The sequence below is a fragment of the Rhodoferax sp. TS-BS-61-7 genome (assembly GCF_002943465.1).
Lineage (GTDB): Bacteria > Pseudomonadota > Gammaproteobacteria > Burkholderiales > Burkholderiaceae_C > Allorhodoferax.
The window spans coordinates 27,441-48,398 of sequence record NZ_PTQY01000009.1 but is presented as its reverse complement, the minus strand read 5'-3'; the positions used below and the strand labels follow the sequence as shown (position 1 = coordinate 48,398).

Genomic DNA, 20,958 nt, shown 5'->3' with positions numbered 1-20,958 from the left:
CGGTTAGGTTATCGGTCCGGGGTGGACAGAGCGCGATTGTAGGAAATCACGGTGACACCTTCCCAGTTCGCCCCCGGCTCCAGCTGCACGGGCACACCCACGACAGCCGGCTCCACACACACAAACTCGCGGTACCCCCCCGCCGGCAAGTCGGCCAGCACCGCCTCGGGGCCGGGGTTCCACACCACCACATCGCAAAACCCCGTGTGCGCCAGTTGCAAAGTGCCACCGGGACTCTGCAGCTGCAAGGGGCCCGCCACGGCTTCAAAGAGTTGGTCGATCGGATCGCGCAAGGACAGCGGGGTGCCCTGGGGCAAGACACCGGTCAACACGGCCTGGGTCACATCGCCCGCCGCCAGGTAGGTGTGCAAAGCGGCGTGGAAGGGGAAGGGCGTGCTACCCGTGTTTGCAACTGCCAGCGCCATGCGCAGGCCCTGCGGCACTAGGCTCACCGTCAATGTGCAAACGCAGGCATGGGGCCACTGCGGGTCGTCACCGACGGCGTTCTCTAGTTGCAGCGAGACGCTGGGCTCCGGCGTGGATGCGTCCCAGGGCTGCAGCGTCCACCCACGCATGCGTGCAAAACCATGGCGCATCAAAGGGCCGCGCCCTGAAAACTGCGGAAAGATCACCGGCACACCACCGCGCACGGCCTGCGGCCCCTTGAGCGGCGAGTTGGGGCTGCAATACAGCCGTTCTGTGCCACTGGTATCGACCCACGAAATCACCTGGGCACCGCGCAGCAGCACGGTCACGGTATCGCCCGCCGGGCCTTGCAGGCGCACGGCGGGGGCTTCGTCGATCAGCAGGGTTTGGCAGTTCATGCCCGCCAGTTTATCGGGTGGTCGTGACCTTGGAGAGGTGGCGCGGTTGGTCGGGGTTGGCACCGCGCGCACGCGCCACGGCTTCCACCAGCAGGTAGAAACTCTGGATGGCGGTGATCGGGTCTAGGTCTTCCTGCGGTGCCGTGCTCAGGGTCAGGTCGCGGCCCGACACATCAGCGGGTGCGGCCAACAGCACCTGGGCGCCACGGCCACGCATCTCAGTGGCCAGGTCAATCAGGCTTTGCTGCGCGGGGCCGCGCAGCGCAAACACCAGCATGGGGTAGTTCTCGTCCACCAGTGCCATGGGGCCGTGTTTGACTTCGGCACCGCTGAAGGCCTCGGCCTGGATGGCGCAGGTCTCCTTGAACTTGAGCGCCGCCTCCTGCGCGATCGCCAGCCCCGGACCACGGCCAATCACCATGAGTTTGCTGGCCGTGCGCAGCAGCTCCACGGCGCTGGACCAGTCTTGTTGGCACGCGTCATCCAAAGCTGCGGGTAACGTCTGCAGGCCTTGCAACAGGTCGTCGTGTGCGCCCCAGTGCGCGGCCAGGCGCGCGCCGGCCACTAGGCCGCAGATAAAACTCTTGGTCGCGGCCACACTTTTCTCGGGGCCGGCGTGCAGCGGCAGCGCCCAGTCGACGGCCTCGGCCAGCGGCGAACTGGTGTCGTTCACCAGCGCCACCGTGGTGGCACCCGCGGCTTCAAACAGCTGCATGGGTTCAATCAAGTCCGGGCTACGGCCCGACTGCGAGATGGACACGGCCAGCAGCCGCTGCTTGGCCAATGGCGCCTTGTACAGCGTGAGCAGCGACATGGGCAACGAGGTGACTAGTTGCCCGGTGCGCGACATCACCAGGTAGGCGAAATAAGCCGCCGCGTGGTCCGAGCTGCCACGTGCAATCGTCACCGCACCTTGAGGCGGCAACGCGCGCAGGGCAGCGCCCAGGGCGGCGTAGCGCTCTTCGTCGGCCGCCAGCTGTTGCGCCACCTGGCGCGCTGAGGCCAGGGCCTCTTCCAACATCAAAGTACGCACAAACAATCCTTTATAAAAAACACAGGGCCAGCGCGCCGTCCATGGCGTCGCCCTGCGCGGGCACCACGCGCCGAACCATGGCCGGAGACAAGCGGGGCAGCAAGCGCTGGGCAATGCTGCCGGCCACGGCCAGCGGCAACGTGTGCGTGGGATCCAGTGCGGTGGCGAGGGACTCCAGGCTTTGCGCCGCACGCGCCAGCATCTGGGCCGCATCGGCATCGTGCTCTGCATGCGCAAAGACCTTGGGCGCCAGCGTGGCATACGCAAACTGCCGCGCCGCGCCACACCAGGCCAGCATCGCTTGTGGTGTGCCCCCCAGCGTGGCGTACACATCGCGTGTGAGCGGCGTGTGGGCATGGCGCCCATCCACCGCCCGCTGGGTCAGGTTGACGGCCTGCAGGCCCAAGTCAGCACCACTGCCCTCGTCCCCGCAGGGGAAGCCCCAGCCGCCCGTGGTCGTACGCTCCCCATTCGCCTGCAGTGCTAGACCAATGGCGCCCGTGCCCATGATGACCAGCGCACCGGGGGCGCCCTGGTGGGCACCCAGCAGCGCGACCAGTGCGTCCGACTCCAGCACCAGCCGCGTGTAGCCGGGGTTGGCGGCCAGACAGCTGGCGTTCCAGTCGGCGTTGTTGGCACCGGCCAGGCCCAGGCCCAGCGCAATGTTGGCCGTGCCAGGCACGGGCCAGTCAGCCTGCAGGCGGCCCTGCACCGCATGGGCAATGGCCTCTGCAATATGGTGCCAGGCCTGGGGCGTGCCCTGCATCAAGCCAGAAGCACCGGCCTTGCCCTCGCCCACCACCACCCCGCTGCGGTGCACCACACGCGCCCGCGTGCTGGTACCACCACCGTCCACGCCAATGGCGTAATGGATGTGCGCAGGCAACGCGTCAAAACTCCAGGCAGCATTCATCGGGCGTGGGCCGAGCGCATATTGCCCGGGTTTAGGCGTGTGCAGGCGGTGCCATCGGCCTTGAACAAGTACAAGGCGGAGGGCGCTGCGCGCACGATGACCGAGTCGCCCAGGCGCACCTCGGCATTGCCGTCGCCGCGCACGATGAGCTCCTGCCCATCGTCCATCTTCAGGTACAGCAGGTTGGACTCGCCCAGGTGCTCCACCAGTGTGATCTCGGCGTCCAGCGCCGTGTCATCTCCGCCGGGCGCCACACCGGCAGGCAGCACTTCGCAGTGCTCGGGGCGCAGGCCCACTTCCACCGTTTCGCCCACCTGCAGCTGTGACGCATCCACCGTGGCCAGCACTTTGCTGCCATTGCCCAACTGCAGGCGCGCGCCCGCATCGGACACTTCGATCACGCGCGCAGGCAGCAGGTTGATGGTGGGCGAGCCGATGAAGGTGGCCACAAAACGGTTGGCGGGTTGCTGGTACAGCGTGAGCGGTGTGCCCGCCTGCTGCACATGGCCTTCGTTCAGCACCACGATCTTGTCGCCCAGCGTCATGGCCTCCACCTGGTCGTGGGTCACATAGACCATGGTGGCGTCCAGGTCGCGGTGCAGGCGGGCCAGTTCGATACGGGTCTTGGCACGCAACGCGGCGTCCAGATTGGAGAGCGGTTCGTCAAACAGAAACAGGCGTGGCTCGCGCACGATGGCGCGGCCAATCGCCACGCGCTGGCGCTGCCCACCCGACAGCTCGCGTGGCAATCGGTCCAGCAGGTGGTCGATGTGCAGCACCTTAGCGGCATCGCGCACCTTTTTGTCGATGTCGGCCTTGGTCGCGCCGTGGATCTTCAGGCCGAAGGACATGTTGCGGTACACGTCCATATGCGGGTACAGCGCATAACTCTGGAACACCATGGCAATGCCGCGCTCGGCTGGTGGCAAATCATTCACCAGGTCGTCGCCAATACGCAGCTCACCGCTGCTGATGTCTTCCAACCCACACAACACACGCAGCAGCGTGGACTTGCCGCAGCCGCTGGGGCCGACCAGCACCACCAGTTCGCCGTGTTCGATATCAAGGCTGATGTTGTGCAGCACCGGGTCGTTGCTGCCGTAGCTTTTTGAAATGTTTTTGAGGGAAACGCGTGCCATGGTGTGTGTGCTTTATTTGACGGCGCCCGCGGTGATGCCGCGAATCAGTTGACGGGAGAACAGGGCGTAGAGCGTGACCACCGGCACGATGGCCAGGGACAGCGAGGCCAGCACGGCATTCCAGTCGGTGGCGTACTGCCCCACAAACTGCTGGATGCCGAGCGTGATGGTTTGGGTCTTGTCCGACGGTGCCAGGATCAGCGGGAACCACAAGTCGTTCCAGATTGGCACCATGGTGAACACCGCCACCGTGGCAATGGCCGGACGGATCAGTGGCACCACCACCTGAAAGAAAATGCGGAACTCGTCAATGCCGTCGCAACGTGCCGCGTCCTTCAGCTCACTGGGCACCTGGCCCATAAACTCTGACAAGATCATGATCGCCAGCGGCAGGCCCTGGGCCACATAGACCAGCACCAGCGCGGTCAGCGTGTTGACCAGGTTCAGTTCCACCATCAGCTGCAAGATGGAGACCGTGCCCAGGCGGATCGGCACCATGATGCCGAAAGCAAAAAAGAACTTGAGCCAGCGGTTGCCCCTGAAGCGGTACTCCGACAGGCCCCAGGCCGCCATCGAGCCGAACAACAAAATAAAAAATAGCGAGGCCATGGTGACGATGAAGCTGTTGCCGAAGTACATGAGCACGTCGGAGCGGCCCAGCACCTTGGTGTAGCCAATCAGCGAAAAGGTCTCGGCCGTGGGCCAGGCCAGCGGGTCGTCGAAGATGGCGTCGCGGCTCTTGAACGAATTCATGAACACCAGCAGGATGGGCAACAACGCCAGCAGCAGATAGCCGATCAGCGTGAGGTGCACAAACACGCGGCTGGGTGCCACGGGCAGGACTTTGGAAAGGGAGTGTGTGGTGGCCATGCGGGGTCTCACAAAGCAAAGCGCTGCAGCCTGCGCTGCACCACCAAAAAGTACAGAGCTACGCCCACCAGAATCACCAGGAACATGATGGTGGCCACGGCCGCCCCCATGGTGGCGCTGGCCACTTGCGACTGGTAACCAAAGAAGGTGCGGTAGAACAGCGTGCCCAGAATGTCGGTGCTGTAGTTGGGGCCGGCCACAGCGCCCTTGACCGTGTAGACCAGGTCAAACGCGTTGAAGTTGGCCACAAAGGTCAGGATGGTCACCAGCCCCAGCGTCGGCAGGATCAAGGGCAGGCGAATCTGCCAGAAGATGCGCCAGGGCGAAGCGCCCTCCACCACGGCGGCTTCGATGATGTCGTCAGGAATCGCAATCAGCGCGGCATAGATCAGCATCATCGGCACCCCGATGAACTGCCACACCGACATCAGCGACACGGTGATCAAGGCCGTGTCTTCCAGCCCCAGCCAAGGTGCAAACCAGTCGCCCAAGCCCACCATCGTCAGCAAGCGTTCCGACACGCCCCACAGTGGCGACAGGATCAGCTGCCACACAAAGCCGATGATCACCACCGACAACAGCGTGGGCAGGAAAAAGATAGTGCGGTAGGTGGCCGCAAAACGCACGTTACGCAGCGACAGCAGGGCCGCCAGCAACAGGCCCACGGGGTTTTGCACCAGCATATGGATGCCAAAAAACTTGAGGTTGTTCCACATCGCATTCCAGAAACTCGCAGACCACTGCAGGTCCGAGAGGATGGTGATGTAGTTGGACAAGCCGGAGAAAGTGCGCACACCCGTGTCGTCGGCGCTGTACAGGCCCAGACGCAGGGTATCGATCAGCGGCAGCGCACTGAAGGTGGCGTAGATCAGCAGTGCCGGGGCGATAAACACCAGCACCCGCCAGGAAAAGCCGAGTTTCATGAGAGACCTTGTTGGCCAGAGAGACGAGGGAGAACGGGACGGCGGCACAAGCCCCTTGCGCCGCCAGGATGCAGGCCAGCGGCCCGCACCCGTCTTTCACATGCCCATGTTTATTTGGCTGGCGTGTACCACTTGGCAAACCCGGTCTGGATTTGTGCAGCCGCATCCTTAGGCGCCATCTTTCCGTTCATGACCTGCGAGTTCACGTTCCAGAACTCGTTTTCCATGCTCGGTGTGCCACGGCTCATGATCTGGGCGTTCAGGCGAATGGTGCTCTTGCACTGATTGCGCCAACCGATCATTTCCTTGGCCACAGGGTTCTTCACATCAATCGCGTGTTTGGACAGCGAGAAGAAGCCAGTCACCTTGTTGGTATAGAGGTCGGCAAACTCTTTGCTCGCCAGCCAGTTCAAAAACACCTGGGCGTCTGCCTTGTTTTTGCTCTTGCTGTTGATACCCATGGCGATGTCGGTGTGGTCCGAGATGTAGCAAGGGTCACCCGCCTTGGCCACGGGGGGCTTGAATGCACCAAACTCCACCTTGCTGTTGCCCTCAAAGTACGAGATGTCCCACGAGCCGGTGGGGTAGATGGCGGCGCGGCCCGTGCCAAACAAGTTCTGCGAATCACCATAAGTTTGCGCCTGGTAACCCTTTGGCAGGTAGGCGGCCCACTTGGCCATCACGTCCCAGGTCTTCACAAACTCAGGGTCGGTGAATTTCTTCTTGCCCGCGATGATGGCTTTGCGGCCTTCTTCGCCCTTCCAGTAGTTGGGGCCAATGCCGGTGTAGACGATTTGGTGGGTTTCCCACTGGTCGGCCGTACCCATGGCAATGGGTGCCACCTTGCCTTGGGCCTTGATCTTGTCCATGGCGGCAAAGAAGTCGGCTTCGGTCACTGGCACAGCCAGGCCCAGCTCGACAAACACCTTCTTGTTGTAGAAGAAACCGTGGATGACGGACGCCATGGGCACGCAGTAGGTGTCCTTGCCGTCGTCGGTTTGCCAGGCCACCTGGGCGGATTCGGGGAAGTTCTTCAGTGCAGCATTGCCGTTGAGCTTGTCCAGATGCCCCTTCTTGAACAGGTCCAGCGACACATCAAACGGGCGGCAGGTCACCAGATCACCCGCAGTACCCGCGGTCAGGCGGGCGTTCAGTGCGGAGTTGTACTCGGGAGGCGCCGTGGGGCTGAACTTCACGGTAATGCCGGGGTTGGCTTTGTAGAAGGCGGGCAGCAACACGTCTTCCCACAAACCTTTGTCATCCACACGCCAGCTCTCAATGGTGAGGGTGCCGGCATTGGCCAAACTGCTGCAAACCAGCGCAGCCGCGACAGCGGCCATGCGAAGGGGTTGGGACATGAATTCTCCTGATCATCGGTTGAATGAAACTGCCGGTCCCGTGCATCGCGGTGACCAATCAGCGGAGCGGAGGTTATGCTGTGACCCCTGTAATATCAAACCGCTTTACCGCATGCGAATTACAGAAATAAGTCGTTGATTTCATTGAATATTTCCCCCATGCGTCGCCTTCTCACCTTACGCTTTATTACGCGCCGTTCCGCCGCACCAGCGGTGGTTTGGGCTGGTTCCGGCAGCACACATACATAACATTACAAAACGACAGCAAATGAAAGCTTTCGCCTGGTTCGCATGGGGTCTGTCGCTGTGGCTAGGGGCCGCGTGGCCCGCCCATGCGCAAGCCCCTGGCGTGCCACTTGATGTGTTGCACTGGTGGACCTCGGCCAGCGAGCGCCGTGCGGCCGACCAGCTCAGTGCCCAGCTGGCCACCGCGGGCGTGTTGTGGAAAGACGCCGCCATTCCCGGTGGTGGTGGCATGGCCGCGGTCAAGGTGCTCAAGAGCCGCGTGCTGCTGGGCGACCCGCCCGATGTGGCCCAGCTCATCGGCACCACGCTCACCGAATGGGCCGACATGGGCCTGGTCATGCCACTCAACGCCGTGGCCCAGCGCCAACGCTGGTCGCAGGTGCTGTTCCCCACCGTGCTGGACCTGGTCACATACAAGGGCGATGTCATTGCCGCACCGCTGGGCATCCAGCGCATCAACACCCTGCTCTACAACCGCAAGCTGTTCGCGCGCCTGGGCCTCACACCACCACGCAGTTGGGGGCAGTTTGAACTGATCGCACGCAAGCTCCAGGTGCAGGGCGTGCGCCCGCTGGTCTGGAGCGACGAACCCTGGCAAATGGCCACCGTGTTCGAAACCGTGCTGCTGGGCGAAGCCGGCCCCACGCTGTACCGAGAACTCATCGTGCAACGCAAAAGCAGCGCCTGGATGGACCCGCGCGTGGAGCGCGCGCTGCAGCGCCTGCGCTGGCTGCGCACCCTGTCGGGCGACAACCCGCAAGAAAAAGCCTGGACCGACGGCGCACGTGAACTCATGAACGACAGCGCCGGCATGATGATCATGGGCGACTGGGCCAAGGGCGAACTGATGGCCTGGGGCGCCAGCCCCACCAAGGACTTTGGTTGTGTGGTGGTGCCCGGCACCGAGGGCATGCACCTCTACAGCGTGGACACCCTGGCCATGCTGGTGAGCGCGCGCCAACGCGAAGCCACGCAGGAAAAAATGGCCGAAGTGGTGGTGAGCCCCACCGCCCAGCTGGCCTACAACCGCATCAAAGGCGCGGTGCCCGTGCGGCGCGATGTGGACGTGTCTTCGCTGGACGGCTGCGCACGCGATTCGTGGGAAACCTTTGCTGCCCCGCGCAGCGCCCGCGTGCCCAGCCTGGCGCACCGCATGGCGGCTGACGAGGCCATCAAAGACGCCGTGGCGCAAACCCTGTGGCGTTTTTTGACCGATACGCGCATGGAGCCTCAAGAGGCCCAGCGCCGCCTGGCCGCCGTCATCCGCGCCTCTGGCGCGGAGCGCTAACACCCACACCCGACACGCCATGAACCGCACCCTGCTCGTTGTTGACGACGACCAAAAAACCCGCAACCTCCTGAAGACCTACCTGGAGAAACACCAGTACGAGGTGCGCGTGGCGCACGACGGCGCCAGCTTCATGGCCGAATTCGAACGTTTCAAGGACGAGCTCAGCCTGGTCATCCTGGACGTGATGCTGCCCGACACCGATGGTTTTACGCTGTGCCGCAGCGTGCGCAGCCAGTCACCGGTGCCCATCATCATGCTGACCGCCAGCGCGGACGACACCGACCGCATCGTGGGCCTGGAGCTGGGCGCCGACGACTACATCGCCAAGCCCTACAACCCGCGCGAACTACTGGCCCGCATCAAAGCGATTCACCGTCGCATGCAGCTGGGTGCGCCCGGTGCGCCGGTGCGCTATTTGCGCTTTGCCGGTTTCAGCATGGACGTGGTGGAGCGCGTGTTGACCGACCCACAGGGCGAGCCCGTGGTGCTGACCAGCATGGACTTCAACCTGCTGCGCTTTTTTGCCGAACATGCGGGCGAAACGCTGGACCGTGCCCGCCTGATGGAGCAAACCCGCGGCCGCGACCTGGGCCCGCTGGACCGCTCGCTGGATGTGCAGATCAGCCGCCTGCGCCAGCGCCTGCACGACGATGGCAAACAACCTGCGCTCATCAAAACCGTGCGGGGCAGCGGTTATGTGTTCTCGGCCGATGTGACTCCGCATGGCGACAGCTGACCGCCGCCGCTGGACGCGCCGCTATCTGCCCGACAGCCTGCTGGGCCGCATCGTGGTGGTGATGGCGCTGGGCGTGGTCAGCGCCCAGCTGGTGGGCACGCTGTTATGGGCCCGCCAGTTGCGCGAAAGCGCCCGCACCGAGGCACTCAGTGCCGGCAAACACATTGCGCTCAACGCAGCCGGCTCCATTCGTTTCTTCCGCGACCTGCCGCCCCAGTTCCGCCCCATCCTCATTGAGCAGCTGCGCACTATGGGCGGTACGCGCTTCTTTGTGAACGTGAACAAGGCGCAGGTACCCATCACCCCGCTGGCCGGCAATGCGCTGGTGGATGCCGTGGTGGACGTGGTGCGCGAAGACCTGGTGCGCAACCTCAACGCTGCACAGGCGCCCGAGGTGGCCTTTGCCTGGCCCGACAGCCTGCAGGTGTCCGACGACGGCCGCATGGTGCGCGACCTGCCCGAGTCGTGGGTGGAAGCCACGCTGCTGCTGCGCCCACGGCCTGCGCCGGTGCTGGTGATCCAGGCGGAGTTTGAACCGGGGCGCTGGTTGTATCTGGCCGCGCCCATGCCCGACCCCTACTTTCTGGAAAACGCCAACCCGCTCACACTGGACCGCGTGGCCATGCAGCTGGTGACGTTGCTCACCGTACTGGTGCTCAGCGTTTTGCTGGTGCGTGGCCTCATTCGCCCGTTGAACAAAATTGCGTCGGCCGCCAATGCCTTTGGCAGCGACACCGCGCCCGAGAGCGTGCCCGAAACCGGCACCGCCGAACTGCGCCGCACCGCACGCGCCTTCAACGAAATGCAGGCCCGCATCCAAGGCTACCTGGTGGACCGCGAGCGTTTGTTCCTGGGCATCTCGCACGGGCTCAAAACACCCATCATGCGGCTCAAGCTGCGTACCGAGCTGCTGGACGACGAAACCCTGCGTGCTGAATTCCATGAAGACCTGGACGACCTGGACGTGATGGTGAAAGCCGCGCTGCAAAGTGTGAAAGACACCGACATCCACGAGAACCTGACCCCCGTGCGGCTGGACACGCTGCTGGCCCGCCTGGCCCAGCGCCCCATCCACCCCGATGCGAGCATTGAATGCACGGCCGAAGCCATCAGCGTACTGGGCAAACCGCTGGCGCTGGAGCGCGCTTTCAGCAACCTGCTGGACAACGCCGTGCTCTATGGCGAACGGGTGCAGGTGCGGCTGAGTCTGCAAGGCAGCCGCGCGCTGGTAGAGGTGCGTGACTTTGGACCCGGCATTGCACAAGCCAGCATGTCGGCCGCGTTTGAGCCGCATGTGCGCCTGTCCCACGGCCAGCAGCAAAACCGCACCGGCACCGGCCTGGGCCTGGGCATTGCGCGCAACATCATCCAGGCGCATGGCGGCGAGATTCGCCTGCACAACCACGCCGAAGGCGGGCTGGTGGTGACCGTGCTGCTGGCGGCGATTGCGCAGGAAGACGCTTAGCCCTTAGGCCGCGCCCTGCAGCGGCAAATAAATGTCGGTCAGCAAATCGGCCGGTGCCGTGTCGCGCGGGTTGTTCAGGTATTCCTCAAACACGGGCTGGTCCAGCGCGGCGTGGCCGGACTGCACCAGCCACTGCCCATACAGCCACTGGTAGGCTGCGCCCATGGTGGCGTAGGGGCCGCGGTGGCGCAGCACGGCACAGGTGCAACCGCCCAGCGTCATTGGCTGCAGCGGCGCGCTGGCTTGGGCACCCGCAGACAGCGACAACCCCGCCCACGACCGCAGCTGCGCCTCCGGCACGGCCGCCGGGTCGTCGTAGTACACGGCCAGCCAGCGCGTGTCGTCCCGTAGCAGGCCCTGCGCGGCCATGTGGGTGAAGGTGGTTTCAAACGCCTTGCCAATGCGCATATAGCCGCCGCCATGCGGCAAACCCGCCAGCGGCACCGCGGGCACATGGCGAATGTCCACCGTGTAGCCCGCCGCTGCGGCCTGCGCCACGCCCTGGCGAAACACCACATGGCCGCCCCGCGCGTGGTACTGCGTGGGCCCCATGCCATAGGCCGTGCCAAACGCGCGGGTGAACGACTGCACATTGGGGTAGCCGCATTTGCGCGCTACCTGCGCCACCGGCAGCTGTGTGTTGGCCAGGTAGCCGGATGCGCGGTGCAAGCGCAACCGGCGTATGGTGGCCGCAATCGTCTCGCCATTCATCGCGTGGTACACGCGGTGCCAGTGGTAGGGCGACAGGTGGGCCACCTCCGCCAGCCGCTCCAAGCTCAGGTCTTCGCCCAGGTGGTCATGGAGGTAGGCGGTGACGCGGCTCAGGCGATCCTGGTAGTCGGTCCAGCTGTGGCTGCGGTTCATGCGTGTGGGGTTCCCTGGTGGCAGGTCTATTGCAATCCAATCGAGATGGCAATCTTGCCATCGGCACTGTAATGCTCGTACTCGGCAATCACGGTCTTGGCCAGTTCGGTGTGGCCCCAGATTTCCATCCACTTGGCGCCCACCAAATCAAAGCGAGCCGGCTCCACGTCAAACACCGCGCGTTTGGACGCAGGGATGACCACGCGCACCATGCCCGCGGGCACCTCGGCGCTGGCCGGCACCGCAGCGCCAATCACCAGCGAATACAAACCCGTGTTGTTGACGCCCGCGTTTTCAAAGTGGGTGTAGACCGCGTAGACATCGCCATTCAGCTTGGCGGGAATGTGGGCCAACACTTCATCTTGTCCAAAACGTTGCCAGTGCGGCGGAATGGTCTGCATGGCCTCCAGGTTGGTGGTGCGCAGCTCGATGCCGATGACGTGGAGGGCCTGGGCCAGTTGCTCTGTTTTCATTCAATAACTCCGGTGGGGTTGAACACCGGGCCAGTCTAAAAACACCGAGCAGACATTTCTTGCGGAGTTGCACCGCGGCCCTTTTTACAAGGCGACCGCGTGGCCTTCCACCAGCACCGCCTGCAACGCCAGGTCGCGGTTCAGCACCACCACATCGCCCCAGGCACCCGCTGCCAAGCGGCCGCGGTCTTGCAGCCCCATGTGGTCGGCCGCATAGGTGGACACGCGTTTGGACGCATCCGCCAGGTCCAGCCCCAGTGTGTCCACCAAGTTGCGCAGGGCCTGGTCCATGCTCAGCACCGAGCCGGCCAGCGTGCCATCGGCCAGGCGCACGCCGCCCATGCATTTGGTCACCGTGTGGCGGCCCAGCTTGTAGTCGCCATCGGGCATGCCGGCGGCCGATGTGGAATCGGTCACGCAGTACAGCTTGGGGATGGCGCGCAGCGCGGCGTGGATGGCGCCGGGGTGCACATGCAGCAGATCAGGAATGACCTCTGCAAACTCGGCGTGCGCCAGTGCGGCGCCCACCATGCCGGGCTCGCGGTGGTGCAGGGCCGACATGGCGTTGAACAAATGCGTGAAACCCGTGGCGCCGCAGCGCATGGCGGCTACGCCCTGCTCGTAGCTGCCCGTGGTGTGGCCCAGCTGCACCTTGAAGCCCTCGGCCACCAGCTGGGCAATGAGATCATGGTTGCCACCCACCTCAGGCGCCAGCGTGATGAGGCGGATGGGCGCCATGGCGTGCAGGCGGTGGATCTCGTCAAAGCTGGCGGGCCGCGCAAACGGCGGCTGCGCGCCCAGGCGCGCCTCGCTGATGTAGGGCCCCTCCAGGTGCACGCCCAGCACGCGTGCGGCATTGGGCGCGCGCTGTTCGCACAGCGGCCCCATGGCGGCAAAGGCCGTATCCAGGTCGCTCTGCGGTGCGGTCATGGTGGTGGCCAGGAGCGACGTGGTGCCATGACGCGCATGCAGCGTGGCCACATGCATAGCCGCGTCGCCGCCTTCCATGATGTCGTGGCCCGCACCGCCGTGCACATGCAGGTCGATGAAGCCGGGCAGCACAATTGGCACACCGCTGTCGCGCACCGCGGCGGTGGCTACCGGCGTGCCGTTGATGCCTGCAATGCGGCCCTGCGCATCCAGCGTGAGTGCGCCCTGCACAAAACCCGTGGGGGTGAGGATGTGGCCTTCGATGCGGGTTTGCAATGTCGTCATGGCGGTGTCCTTAGGTCTTGAGTTCGGCCACAAAGTCGTAGTAGTCGCTGCGGCAGTGCGACTGGGTGTGCTCCACGGCCACGCCGTCGGGCAAATAGGCGGTGCGGCTTACCCACAGCAGGGCTGCGCCTATGGCAATGCCCAGCGGTACAGCCATGGCGGGCTCGGCGTTCACCGCGCGGATGTGCTGCACCGCGCGCACCGGCGCCAGGCCGCTGCGCGCCAGGTGCAGGTAGAGCGAACCGTCCAGGTCCTGCGGGCGCGGGCAGGCACTCAGCAGCACGGTGCTGCGCTCGTAGGCCATGGGCACGCCGTCGGCCAGGCGCAGGCGCTCCAGCCGCGCCACGCGGGCGCCGCGGGCCAGACCCAGGGCTTCACGCTCGGCCACGCTGGCGGTGGCCACCTCGCGCGTGATCCAGTTGCTGCTGGGTATGTAGCCACGCTGGCGCAGCTCTTCCGAAAAACTGGTTAGCTTGGACAGCGGCTGCTCCAGCCGCGGCGCGATGAAGTTGCCCGAACCCTGGCGGCGCAGCACCAGGCCCTGGCCCACCAACACCTCAATGGCTTTGCGCGCGGTGATGCGCGACACGCCCAGCGATTCGGACAACACCCGCTCCGACGGCAAAGCCTGGTCCACGCGGTAGGTGCCCGCGCGGATGTCTTGCTCCAGCTGGTGGGCCAGCTGCAGGTAGAGCGGGGAGCTGTCGGCGGCGGGGTTTAGGGCGGATGGCACGGGGTGGATTGGGTGGTTTTTCAAATAATACCACTTCAATACCAGTTAGCCCAACCCTCCTGTCGGACTATGGACTGGCTCAGGCGTCCCAGGCCTGCACATAAGCCGGTGCGGGCACCGTGCACAGCGGGTCGGCCACGGGCGCACCACGCTGCTGCACCAGCGGCAACACACCGGCCCATGCGGCCACGCCCATGTCTTCGGCATCGTCCTTGGGGCCACCGGTGCGCACCTTGCAGGCCGCCTCGGCCAGGCTGATGCGCATCACCGTGGTGGCGGCAAACTCTTTGTCATTGCCGGGGCGGGCTTCGTCCTCGCGGCCCGGGGCCAGGTGGCGCATGAAGGTGTCGAGCGCGGCGCCTTTGTCGTCCACCTTTTCAAACTGCCCGTAGACCATGGCCGAGCGGTAGTTCATGGAATGGTTGAAGGCCGAGCGTGCCAGCACCAGGCCGTCGATGTGCGTCACTGTCACACAGGCTTGCGTGCCCTTGGCAAGCAGCTTGATGAGTCGCCCGCCGTTGGAACCGTGGATGTAGAGGTGGTCGTCCTCGCGCCAGCAGGCGGTGGGAATGCAGTGCGTGCCCTTGTCGTCGGCAAAGGCCACGTGGCACACATAGGCCGCGTCCAGGATGGCGTGCAGCGTGGTGGCGTCGTAATGGGCGTTTTCGGCAATACGGCGCACACGGGTGCGGTCGCTTGGGGCGGTGGGCTTGTGGGTAGTTGCGGTCATAGCAGTGCAAGTGAAAGAAGGGGCGGACTGTAGGCCGCATGTGGCTCTAAATTAAGATCCACCTTTGCACTATTTTTTAGTACCACGACACAAAGGCTCGCTGTGGACTACCAACTGCTGTTCTCCCGCTACACCGCCACCCCGGCGCATGCGCGCTGGTCGCGCCAGCGCCAGTTGCACGAATGCCTGCGCAGCGCCATCCGCAGCGGCACGCTGGGCAGCGGCGTGCGCCTGCCCGCCACGCGCACGCTGGCGCAAGAACTGGGCGTGTCGCGCAACACCGTGCTCTACGCCTACGACCAGCTCGCCACCGAAGGTTTTGTGCTGCCCGACCGGCGTGGCACCGTGGTGGCCGATGCCACCGCCGTGCCGCCACCAATGCGCCAGGCAGCGCCACTGCGTGTGGGCCTGTCCAAACGCGCGCTAGCTGTGCCCACGCGCGACGCGCCCGAGACCCCCGCCGCCTTTGCGCCTGGTGTGCCCGCGCTCAAAGAATTTCCGGTCACCCTGTGGCGCCGCCTGTTGGACCGTGCCTGGCGCGGCCTGCGCACCGCCCAGCTTAACTACGCCGAGCCCACCGGTGAGCCCGCGCTGCGCGAAGCCATTGCCAGCCACCTGCGGGTGGCACGTGGTGCGCTGCTGGACGCCAGCCAGGTCATCATCACCGACGGCACGCAGAGCAGCCTGGACCTGTGCGCCGGCGCCTTTGCCGATGCGGGCGACAAGGTGTGGATCGAGAGCCCCGGCTACCAGGGCGCGCTGGCCGCCTTCAAGGCCGCGCAGCTCAAACCCGTGGGCATGGTGGTGGACAGCGAAGGCATCGCCCCCACCGCCGCCGACTGGCAGCGCCAGCGCCCGAAGCTGATTTACGTCACCCCATCGCACCAGTACCCCACGGGCAGCGTGCTGAGCCTGGAGCGGCGCATGGCCCTCATCGCCCAGGCGCGCAGTGCGGCGGCCCTCATCATTGAAGACGACTACGACAGCGAGTTCCGTCACGACGGGCCGCCACTCTCGTGTATGCAGGGCCTGGCGGCGGATGCACCCGTGCTCTACCTGGGCACCTTCAGCAAAACCATGTTCCCCGCGCTGCGCATTGGTTTTGTGGTGGTGCCCGCGGCGCTGGTGGAGCCGCTTAGCGCCATGCTGGCGCGCACCACACCGCGTGGGCGCGCGGCCGACCAGCTGGCGCTGGCCGAGTTCATGCACAGCGGCCAGTTCAGCCTGCACCTGCGGCGCATGCGCCGCCTGTACCGCCAGCGCCGTGACGCGCTGGTGGCCGCGCTGGAACAACAGCTGGGCGATGTGGCCGACGCGTACGGTGGCTCGGCCGGCATGCACCTGGCGCTGCGCCTGCGCAACCCGCGTGCGGACGACGCGGCCATGAGCCGCGCGCTGCAGGCCCAGGGCATCGTGGCCCCGGCGCTGAGCGAGCAGGCCATTGGCACACGCGTGCAGCCCTGGCGCGGCTTTCTGCTGGGCTATGCGCAAGTGCCGGTGGAGCAGATGCCCGGGCTGGTGAAGCAGCTGGCCGAGGTGGTGCGCCGCTTCGGCTAGAGTTGCCGCACCTTCACTCCTGTCGCCATCTGCACCATGTCCAGCTTTGAAACCGAGTTCCTCGACAACTACCTGAAGTTCGGCCTGGGCGCCATGCCCAAGGCGGACATTGATGCGCTGGTGATGCACCTGCTGGACCAGCACGGCCTGGGTGGCTCGGGGCCGCTGGCGCGGCTGAACAACCAGACCGTGAGCGAGCGGCTCAAGACCCCAGTGGCCAAGGTGAAGAAGCTGCGTTACGAGGCGGCGCTGAAGTTTGGCGGCCGGGTGGAAGACCAGGCCGCCGGGCGCCTGCTGGCGGCGCTGGCCAACGCATCGCTGGAGCCGCAGGGCGACAAGATCTGCCTGATCATTGAAGACACGCTGGCCAAAAACTGGCTGCAGGGCCAGCTCAAGATCTACCAACACATCTTCGACCACCCCTTCAGCACCGAGATCGTGCGGGTGTCGGCCGACGGGCTGTTCCAAGTGCTGGAGTCTTTGTTTGGCAAAAAGGAGCTGGCGGCTTTTCGCGCGGGCTACGACAAGGCCAAGGACATCAAGGACGCGGCCGAACGCAAGAAGCTGTTCAAGGGCATTGCCATGGACTTTGCCAAAGACGCGGCCAAGGCGGCCGGTGGCACGGTGCTGGCGGTGGTGAAGGGGCAGCTGGGGCTGGGCTGAGCAAGCCGAACTCAACCGCTATTAAAACAGTAGCTGCTTGCGCATATTCCACGGGCTCCAGAGGCCAATTTGGCTTAAAAACCGGCCAACACCGCCTGATTGCGGCCCTGGGACTTGGCTTGGTACAGCGCGGCGTCGGCCTGGCGCAGCAGGTCTTGCGGGGTGTGGCCGGGGCCGGGTACTACGCAGGCGGCGCCGCAGCTCACTGTTACCACGCCAAAGGGCGACTGCGCGTGCTCTGCACCCAGCGCCTGCACGGCCTGGCAGGCGCGCTGCGCCAGCAGCAGGGCGCTGGGGCCGTCGGATGCGGGGGCCACCATCACAAACTCCTCGCCGCCGTAGCGGGCCACCACATCGGTGGTGCGGCCCACGCTGGCCATGGCCTGCGCCACCTTGCGCAGGCACTCGTCGCCGGCCTGATGGCCGTAGTGGTCGTTGTAGCGCTTGAACATGTCCACATCCAGCATCACCAGCGCCAGCGGCTGGCCCAGGCGCTCCAGGCGGGCCCAGGCCTTGTGCAGCTCTTGGTCAAACTGGCGGCGGTTGGCAATGCCGGTCAGGCCGTCCACCATGCTCAGCGCTTCCAGCCTCTCATTCAGCGCTTGCAGCTGCTGGGTGCGCTCATCCACGCGCTGGGCCAGGTCGCGCTCCGAGGTTTGCAGCGTCTCCACCAGCTTCTGCTTGGCCAGCACCAGGTCGCTTTGCGCCTTCAGTTTGTCTTGGCGGAGCTGGTTGTAGCGGTCGGCCAGCGCAAAGGCCAGCAGTAGCATCTCCAGCGTCGAGCCCGCCTGCAAACCATCCACTGTGAGCACATTAGTGGGCAAGATGCCCAGCGCGCGCAGCAGCGTCATCAGCGAACCCGCCATCAGCACCGCAAACGCGCCACCAAAAAAGTACGCCGCACGCATGCGCCGCACCATGCACCAGGCCACAACCCCGAGCAGCAGCACGCACGACACCACAAACATCCAGATGGTGAGGCGCGCCACCGACTGCACCATGGTCCAGTACAGCACTGGAAGCAGCCCGTGCAACACCATGCCCGCGCGCAGCCCCAGGTCGATGCGCGGCAGGTGCTGCGCCGTGCCCAGCATGCTGCGCATAAACGCCATAAAACACACCAGCCCCCACGAGGTGGCCATGTAGTAGTTGGGGTTGGTCCAGGTCAGGTGTTGCGGCCACAAAAACTCGGACGCCATGCCCGTCTTCTGCCCCAGCGCCAGCACCGAAAACGCCACAAAACACACATACAAGGCATAGGCCCGGTCGCGCAGCGCCACAAACAGCATCAGGTTGAACAAGGCCATGGCCAGCGCCACCCCAAAGTACATGGCCTGCACCATGTAGTCGTGGCGCACATAGTGCTCAAAGTCGGGCTGGGCCCACAGGCGCACCGGCACGATCAGGCCGATGGTGGACTGCACCCGCAGGTACAGCGTGAGCGAGCTACGGGCGGGCACCTGCAGCGGAAACACGAAGTTCCGGTTCTCGTGCGCACGGGTGGCAAACGGCATGTCGCCGCCGGTGGCGGTTTCCACATAGCGGCCGTCGGGGCCAGGGGCGTACAGCGTCACATACGAAATACGCGCGTTCACCACATCCAGCATTTGGCGCGCGGCCTCGGGTGCGGCGTTGGCCAGCTCCAGGCGCAGCCAAAACGCAGACCGCGTAAAGCCCAGCGCCAGCGCGTCTTTGCTGCCGGCGGTGCTGGTGAACTTGCCATCCGCAAACGCCTGCTGCGCCTGGGCCAGGGTGAGCGCGGCGGATGGGTCTTCCAGCAACTGCAAGTGCGCAATGGCGTCCTGCGCGCCGGTACCCGGCGGCACCACCGGCATGGCCAGTGCCGACCACGCCAGCGGTAACAGCAGCAACAGCAGCGCCACACGCACCAGCCGATTGGCAAACCCAAGCATCCACTTCACCGCCATTGCTCCCTTGTTTGATGTGTTTAACCGCCGGGCCAATAGCTTACGCCCTTTCCGTTTGCCCCCCATTTGGGGCCCCGCGCTTGGCAAAGCCGACCGGCCTGGGGCATGATGCTTACATAACGATACAACTCACTCAGGGAGGGTGACCCCGGAATGGCAACGCTGATTCCTTCATTGGGTTCGTGCGTCTCACGCATGACCAGCGGCGAACGCAGGCTGGCCGAACGGCTGGAAGCCAAACTCGACGACGACTACCGGCTTTGGTACGACGTGCCCATGGGGCCGCGCAACACCCACCCCGACTTTTGTGTGCTGCACCCGCGCCGCGGCATTCTGGTGCTGGAGGTGAAGGACTGGCGGCTGGGCACCACCATCCTGAAAGCCGACAAACAAAACTGGGAGATCTTGGGCGACAGCGGCCCCAAGACGGTGATCAACCCGCTGGAGCAGGCCCGCCAGTACGCGCACCAGGTGGTGAAGGCGCTGGAGCGCGACGCGCAGCTGGTGCAAGCCGATGGCCCCCATGCGGGCAAGCTGGCCTTCCCCTGGAGCTATGGCGTGGTGCTGCCCAATATCACCCGCAAGCAGTTTGAAGCGGCCGAGCTGCAGCACGCCATCGAACCCCACCGCGTGGTGTGCCAGGACGAAATACTGGAGGGCGTGGACGCCGAAGACCTGCAAAGCCGCCTGTGGGACATGTTCCCCTTCGGGATGCGCGGCGCCCTCAGCCTGCCGCAGATAGACCGCGTGCGCTGGATCATGTTCCCCGAGGTGCGCGTGCAGCAGGGCGCGTTGTTTGACGACAACGATGCAGACGCAAACCTGCCCGACATCATGCGGGTGATGGACCTGCAGCAAGAGCAGCTGGCGCGCAGCCTGGGCGACGGGCACCGCGTCATCCACGGCGTGGCGGGTTCGGGCAAGACCATGATCTTGGGCTACCGCGCGGAGTACCTGGCCCAGGCCAGCACTGCCAGCAGCAAACCCATCCTCATCCTCTGCTTTAACGAGCCGCTGGGCGTGAAGCTACACAGCGTGATGCAGGCCAAAGGCCTGGGCGACAAGGTGCATGTGCGCCACTTTCACAAATGGTGCCGCGACCAACTGGTGGCCTATGGACAAACACTGCCAGACAGCCGAATGCAGGTGTCCGCCATGATGGACGACATGGTGCACCGCGTGATCACCGCCGTGGACCGCCAACAAATCCCCAGCGGCCAGTACCAAGCGGTGATGATTGACGAAGGCCACGACTTTGCGCCCGAATGGCTGAAGCTGGTGACGCAGATGGTGGACCCCACCACCAACAGCCTGCTGGTGCTGTACGACGATGCGCAAAGCATTTACGAACGTGCGCGCAGCAAACAGTTCAGCTTCAAGAGCGTGGGCATTCAGGCCATGGGCCGCACCACCATCCTGAAGATCAACTACCGCAACACCAAACAGATACTGCAAACCGCCAGCCTGGTGGCCGCCGACCTGCTGACTGCGGACGACAAAGACGACGACGGTATCCCCATGCTCAAGCCCATCAGTTGCGGGCGCGATGGCGAGCCGCCGTTGATCATTCGTTTACCCACGCTGCGCGACGAAGCCTTTGCCATTGCCGACCACCTGGGCCAGGCGCACATAGAAGGCCACGCCTGGGGCGACATGGCCATCCTGTGCCACGACTACTTCACCATGGACCTGTGCGCCACGGTGCTGAACCAACGCAAGCTGCCATTCAATGTGCGCAAGCGGTCAGGCGATTTCATCCCTGGCGCCAACGCCATCCAGATCATGACCATGAAGGTCAGCAAGGGACTGGAATTTCCGGTGGTGGCGTTACCCGGTGTGGGGCATATGCCTGCGGCGGGGGAGGACGAGAAGGAAGCGGCGCGGGTGTTTTATGTGGCGGCTACAAGGGCAACGCAGAGGTTGATGTTGGGGGTAGGAGGGGATGGGGGGTTTGGAGCGCAAATTTCAGCTACCTAACCAATTCAATTCACGAATTC

General features: G+C 64.7%; 19 protein-coding genes. 6 read left to right on the top strand and 13 right to left on the bottom strand.

Annotation, left to right across the window (positions count from 1 at the left end; translation table 11 throughout):
- Window positions 1–8: 8 nt before the first annotated feature.
- The 7 genes from C5F53_RS18825 to C5F53_RS18795 all read right to left on the bottom strand — a co-directional run bounded on the left by C5F53_RS18825 (window position 9) and on the right by C5F53_RS18795 (window position 7,060).
- Entirely contained in the window at window positions 9–824 is an 816-nt protein-coding gene (locus C5F53_RS18825; RefSeq protein WP_105262941.1) for a D-hexose-6-phosphate mutarotase, read from the bottom strand.
- Window positions 825–834: 10 nt separating this feature from the next.
- Window positions 835–1,857: an SIS domain-containing protein gene (locus C5F53_RS18820; protein WP_236635445.1), complete on the bottom strand. Its 1,023-nt coding sequence runs from the start codon at window positions 1,855–1,857 to the stop codon at window positions 835–837.
- Window positions 1,858–1,867: 10 nt separating this feature from the next.
- Window positions 1,868–2,770: a BadF/BadG/BcrA/BcrD ATPase family protein gene (locus C5F53_RS18815; protein WP_105262939.1), complete on the bottom strand. Its 903-nt coding sequence runs from the start codon at window positions 2,768–2,770 to the stop codon at window positions 1,868–1,870.
- Complete coding sequence (locus C5F53_RS18810; RefSeq protein ID WP_105262938.1) at window positions 2,767–3,909, bottom strand: ABC transporter ATP-binding protein; 1,143 nt, start codon at window positions 3,907–3,909, stop codon at window positions 2,767–2,769. Before C5F53_RS18810 ends, C5F53_RS18815 begins: the two co-directional genes overlap by 4 nt.
- A 12-nt stretch (window positions 3,910–3,921) precedes the next feature.
- Window positions 3,922–4,779, bottom strand: coding sequence for a carbohydrate ABC transporter permease (locus C5F53_RS18805; RefSeq protein ID WP_105262937.1), 858 nt, complete (start codon window positions 4,777–4,779; stop codon window positions 3,922–3,924).
- A gap of 8 nt (window positions 4,780–4,787) precedes the next feature.
- On the bottom strand, window positions 4,788–5,702 hold the full coding sequence (locus C5F53_RS18800; protein WP_105262936.1) for a carbohydrate ABC transporter permease: 915 nt from the start codon (window positions 5,700–5,702) through the stop codon (window positions 4,788–4,790).
- Window positions 5,703–5,812: 110 nt separating this feature from the next.
- Window positions 5,813–7,060: an ABC transporter substrate-binding protein gene (locus tag C5F53_RS18795; protein ID WP_105262935.1), complete on the bottom strand. Its 1,248-nt coding sequence runs from the start codon at window positions 7,058–7,060 to the stop codon at window positions 5,813–5,815.
- A 268-nt stretch (window positions 7,061–7,328) separates the two neighbouring features.
- Here C5F53_RS18795 and C5F53_RS18790 point away from each other — a divergent pair, with 268 nt between their 5' ends.
- The 3 genes from C5F53_RS18790 to C5F53_RS18780 are packed head-to-tail and all read left to right on the top strand — an operon-like array spanning window position 7,329 to window position 10,798.
- A complete protein-coding gene (locus tag C5F53_RS18790) occupies window positions 7,329–8,594 on the top strand; it encodes an ABC transporter substrate-binding protein (protein ID WP_105262934.1) in 1,266 nt (421 codons plus the stop codon).
- A gap of 19 nt (window positions 8,595–8,613) precedes the next feature.
- Window positions 8,614–9,333, top strand: a complete 720-nt coding sequence (locus C5F53_RS18785; RefSeq protein WP_105262933.1) for a response regulator — start codon at window positions 8,614–8,616, stop codon at window positions 9,331–9,333.
- Window positions 9,320–10,798 carry an ATP-binding protein gene (locus tag C5F53_RS18780; RefSeq protein WP_105262932.1) on the top strand — a complete coding sequence of 493 codons (1,479 nt, stop codon included), beginning with the start codon at window positions 9,320–9,322 and terminating at the stop codon, window positions 10,796–10,798. The genes C5F53_RS18785 and C5F53_RS18780 overlap by 14 nt, the downstream gene beginning before the upstream one ends.
- A gap of 3 nt (window positions 10,799–10,801) precedes the next feature.
- Here the strand turns inward: C5F53_RS18780 and C5F53_RS18775 are convergent, their stop codons facing one another.
- The 5 genes from C5F53_RS18775 to C5F53_RS18755 all read right to left on the bottom strand — a co-directional run bounded on the left by C5F53_RS18775 (window position 10,802) and on the right by C5F53_RS18755 (window position 14,813).
- Complete coding sequence (locus C5F53_RS18775; protein ID WP_105262931.1) at window positions 10,802–11,662, bottom strand: GyrI-like domain-containing protein; 861 nt, start codon at window positions 11,660–11,662, stop codon at window positions 10,802–10,804.
- Window positions 11,663–11,688: 26 nt separating this feature from the next.
- Window positions 11,689–12,135 (bottom strand): GyrI-like domain-containing protein, encoded by a 447-nt coding sequence (locus tag C5F53_RS18770; RefSeq protein WP_105262930.1) that lies wholly within the window; start codon window positions 12,133–12,135, stop codon window positions 11,689–11,691.
- 84 nt (window positions 12,136–12,219) lie between these two features.
- Window positions 12,220–13,341 (bottom strand): N-acetylglucosamine-6-phosphate deacetylase, encoded by a 1,122-nt coding sequence (gene nagA / locus C5F53_RS18765; RefSeq protein ID WP_105263014.1) that lies wholly within the window; start codon window positions 13,339–13,341, stop codon window positions 12,220–12,222.
- 19 nt (window positions 13,342–13,360) lie between these two features.
- Complete coding sequence (locus tag C5F53_RS18760) at window positions 13,361–14,083, bottom strand: GntR family transcriptional regulator (RefSeq protein WP_236635444.1); 723 nt, start codon at window positions 14,081–14,083, stop codon at window positions 13,361–13,363.
- A 79-nt stretch (window positions 14,084–14,162) separates the two neighbouring features.
- Window positions 14,163–14,813: a pyridoxamine 5'-phosphate oxidase family protein gene (locus tag C5F53_RS18755; protein WP_105262929.1), complete on the bottom strand. Its 651-nt coding sequence runs from the start codon at window positions 14,811–14,813 to the stop codon at window positions 14,163–14,165.
- Window positions 14,814–14,915: 102 nt separating this feature from the next.
- Here C5F53_RS18755 and C5F53_RS18750 point away from each other — a divergent pair, with 102 nt between their 5' ends.
- Both C5F53_RS18750 and C5F53_RS18745 read left to right on the top strand, forming a co-directional pair.
- On the top strand, window positions 14,916–16,370 hold the full coding sequence (locus C5F53_RS18750; protein ID WP_105262928.1) for a PLP-dependent aminotransferase family protein: 1,455 nt from the start codon (window positions 14,916–14,918) through the stop codon (window positions 16,368–16,370).
- A gap of 36 nt (window positions 16,371–16,406) precedes the next feature.
- Complete coding sequence (locus tag C5F53_RS18745; protein ID WP_105262927.1) at window positions 16,407–17,033, top strand: hypothetical protein; 627 nt, start codon at window positions 16,407–16,409, stop codon at window positions 17,031–17,033.
- A 74-nt stretch (window positions 17,034–17,107) separates the two neighbouring features.
- Here C5F53_RS18745 and C5F53_RS18740 read toward each other — a convergent pair whose 3' ends face one another.
- A complete protein-coding gene (locus C5F53_RS18740; protein WP_105263012.1) occupies window positions 17,108–18,946 on the bottom strand; it encodes a diguanylate cyclase domain-containing protein in 1,839 nt (612 codons plus the stop codon).
- A gap of 168 nt (window positions 18,947–19,114) precedes the next feature.
- Here C5F53_RS18740 and C5F53_RS18735 point away from each other — a divergent pair, with 168 nt between their 5' ends.
- Window positions 19,115–20,938 (top strand): DEAD/DEAH box helicase, encoded by a 1,824-nt coding sequence (locus C5F53_RS18735; protein WP_201740896.1) that lies wholly within the window; start codon window positions 19,115–19,117, stop codon window positions 20,936–20,938.
- The last annotated feature ends 20 nt before the right edge of the window (window positions 20,939–20,958 follow it).

Bases quoted from the DNA above. Each gene is read 5' to 3' on its own strand.
- C5F53_RS18825 (WP_105262941.1), bottom strand. From the start codon at position 824: ATGAACTGCCAAACCCTGCTGATCGACGAAGCCCCCGCCGTGCGCCTG.
- C5F53_RS18815 (WP_105262939.1), bottom strand. From the start codon at position 2,770: ATGAATGCTGCCTGGAGTTTTGACGCGTTGCCTGCGCACATCCATTAC.
- C5F53_RS18810 (WP_105262938.1), bottom strand. From the start codon at position 3,909: ATGGCACGCGTTTCCCTCAAAAACATTTCAAAAAGCTACGGCAGCAAC.
- C5F53_RS18805 (WP_105262937.1), bottom strand. From the start codon at position 4,779: ATGGCCACCACACACTCCCTTTCCAAAGTCCTGCCCGTGGCACCCAGC.
- C5F53_RS18800 (WP_105262936.1), bottom strand. From the start codon at position 5,702: ATGAAACTCGGCTTTTCCTGGCGGGTGCTGGTGTTTATCGCCCCGGCA.
- C5F53_RS18795 (WP_105262935.1), bottom strand. From the start codon at position 7,060: ATGTCCCAACCCCTTCGCATGGCCGCTGTCGCGGCTGCGCTGGTTTGC.
- C5F53_RS18790 (WP_105262934.1), top strand. From the start codon at position 7,329: ATGAAAGCTTTCGCCTGGTTCGCATGGGGTCTGTCGCTGTGGCTAGGG.
- C5F53_RS18785 (WP_105262933.1), top strand. From the start codon at position 8,614: ATGAACCGCACCCTGCTCGTTGTTGACGACGACCAAAAAACCCGCAAC.
- C5F53_RS18780 (WP_105262932.1), top strand. From the start codon at position 9,320: ATGGCGACAGCTGACCGCCGCCGCTGGACGCGCCGCTATCTGCCCGAC.
- C5F53_RS18775 (WP_105262931.1), bottom strand. From the start codon at position 11,662: ATGAACCGCAGCCACAGCTGGACCGACTACCAGGATCGCCTGAGCCGC.
- C5F53_RS18770 (WP_105262930.1), bottom strand. From the start codon at position 12,135: ATGAAAACAGAGCAACTGGCCCAGGCCCTCCACGTCATCGGCATCGAG.
- C5F53_RS18755 (WP_105262929.1), bottom strand. From the start codon at position 14,813: ATGACCGCAACTACCCACAAGCCCACCGCCCCAAGCGACCGCACCCGT.
- C5F53_RS18745 (WP_105262927.1), top strand. From the start codon at position 16,407: ATGTCCAGCTTTGAAACCGAGTTCCTCGACAACTACCTGAAGTTCGGC.
- C5F53_RS18740 (WP_105263012.1), bottom strand. From the start codon at position 18,946: ATGCTTGGGTTTGCCAATCGGCTGGTGCGTGTGGCGCTGCTGTTGCTG.
- C5F53_RS18735 (WP_201740896.1), top strand. From the start codon at position 19,115: ATGGCAACGCTGATTCCTTCATTGGGTTCGTGCGTCTCACGCATGACC.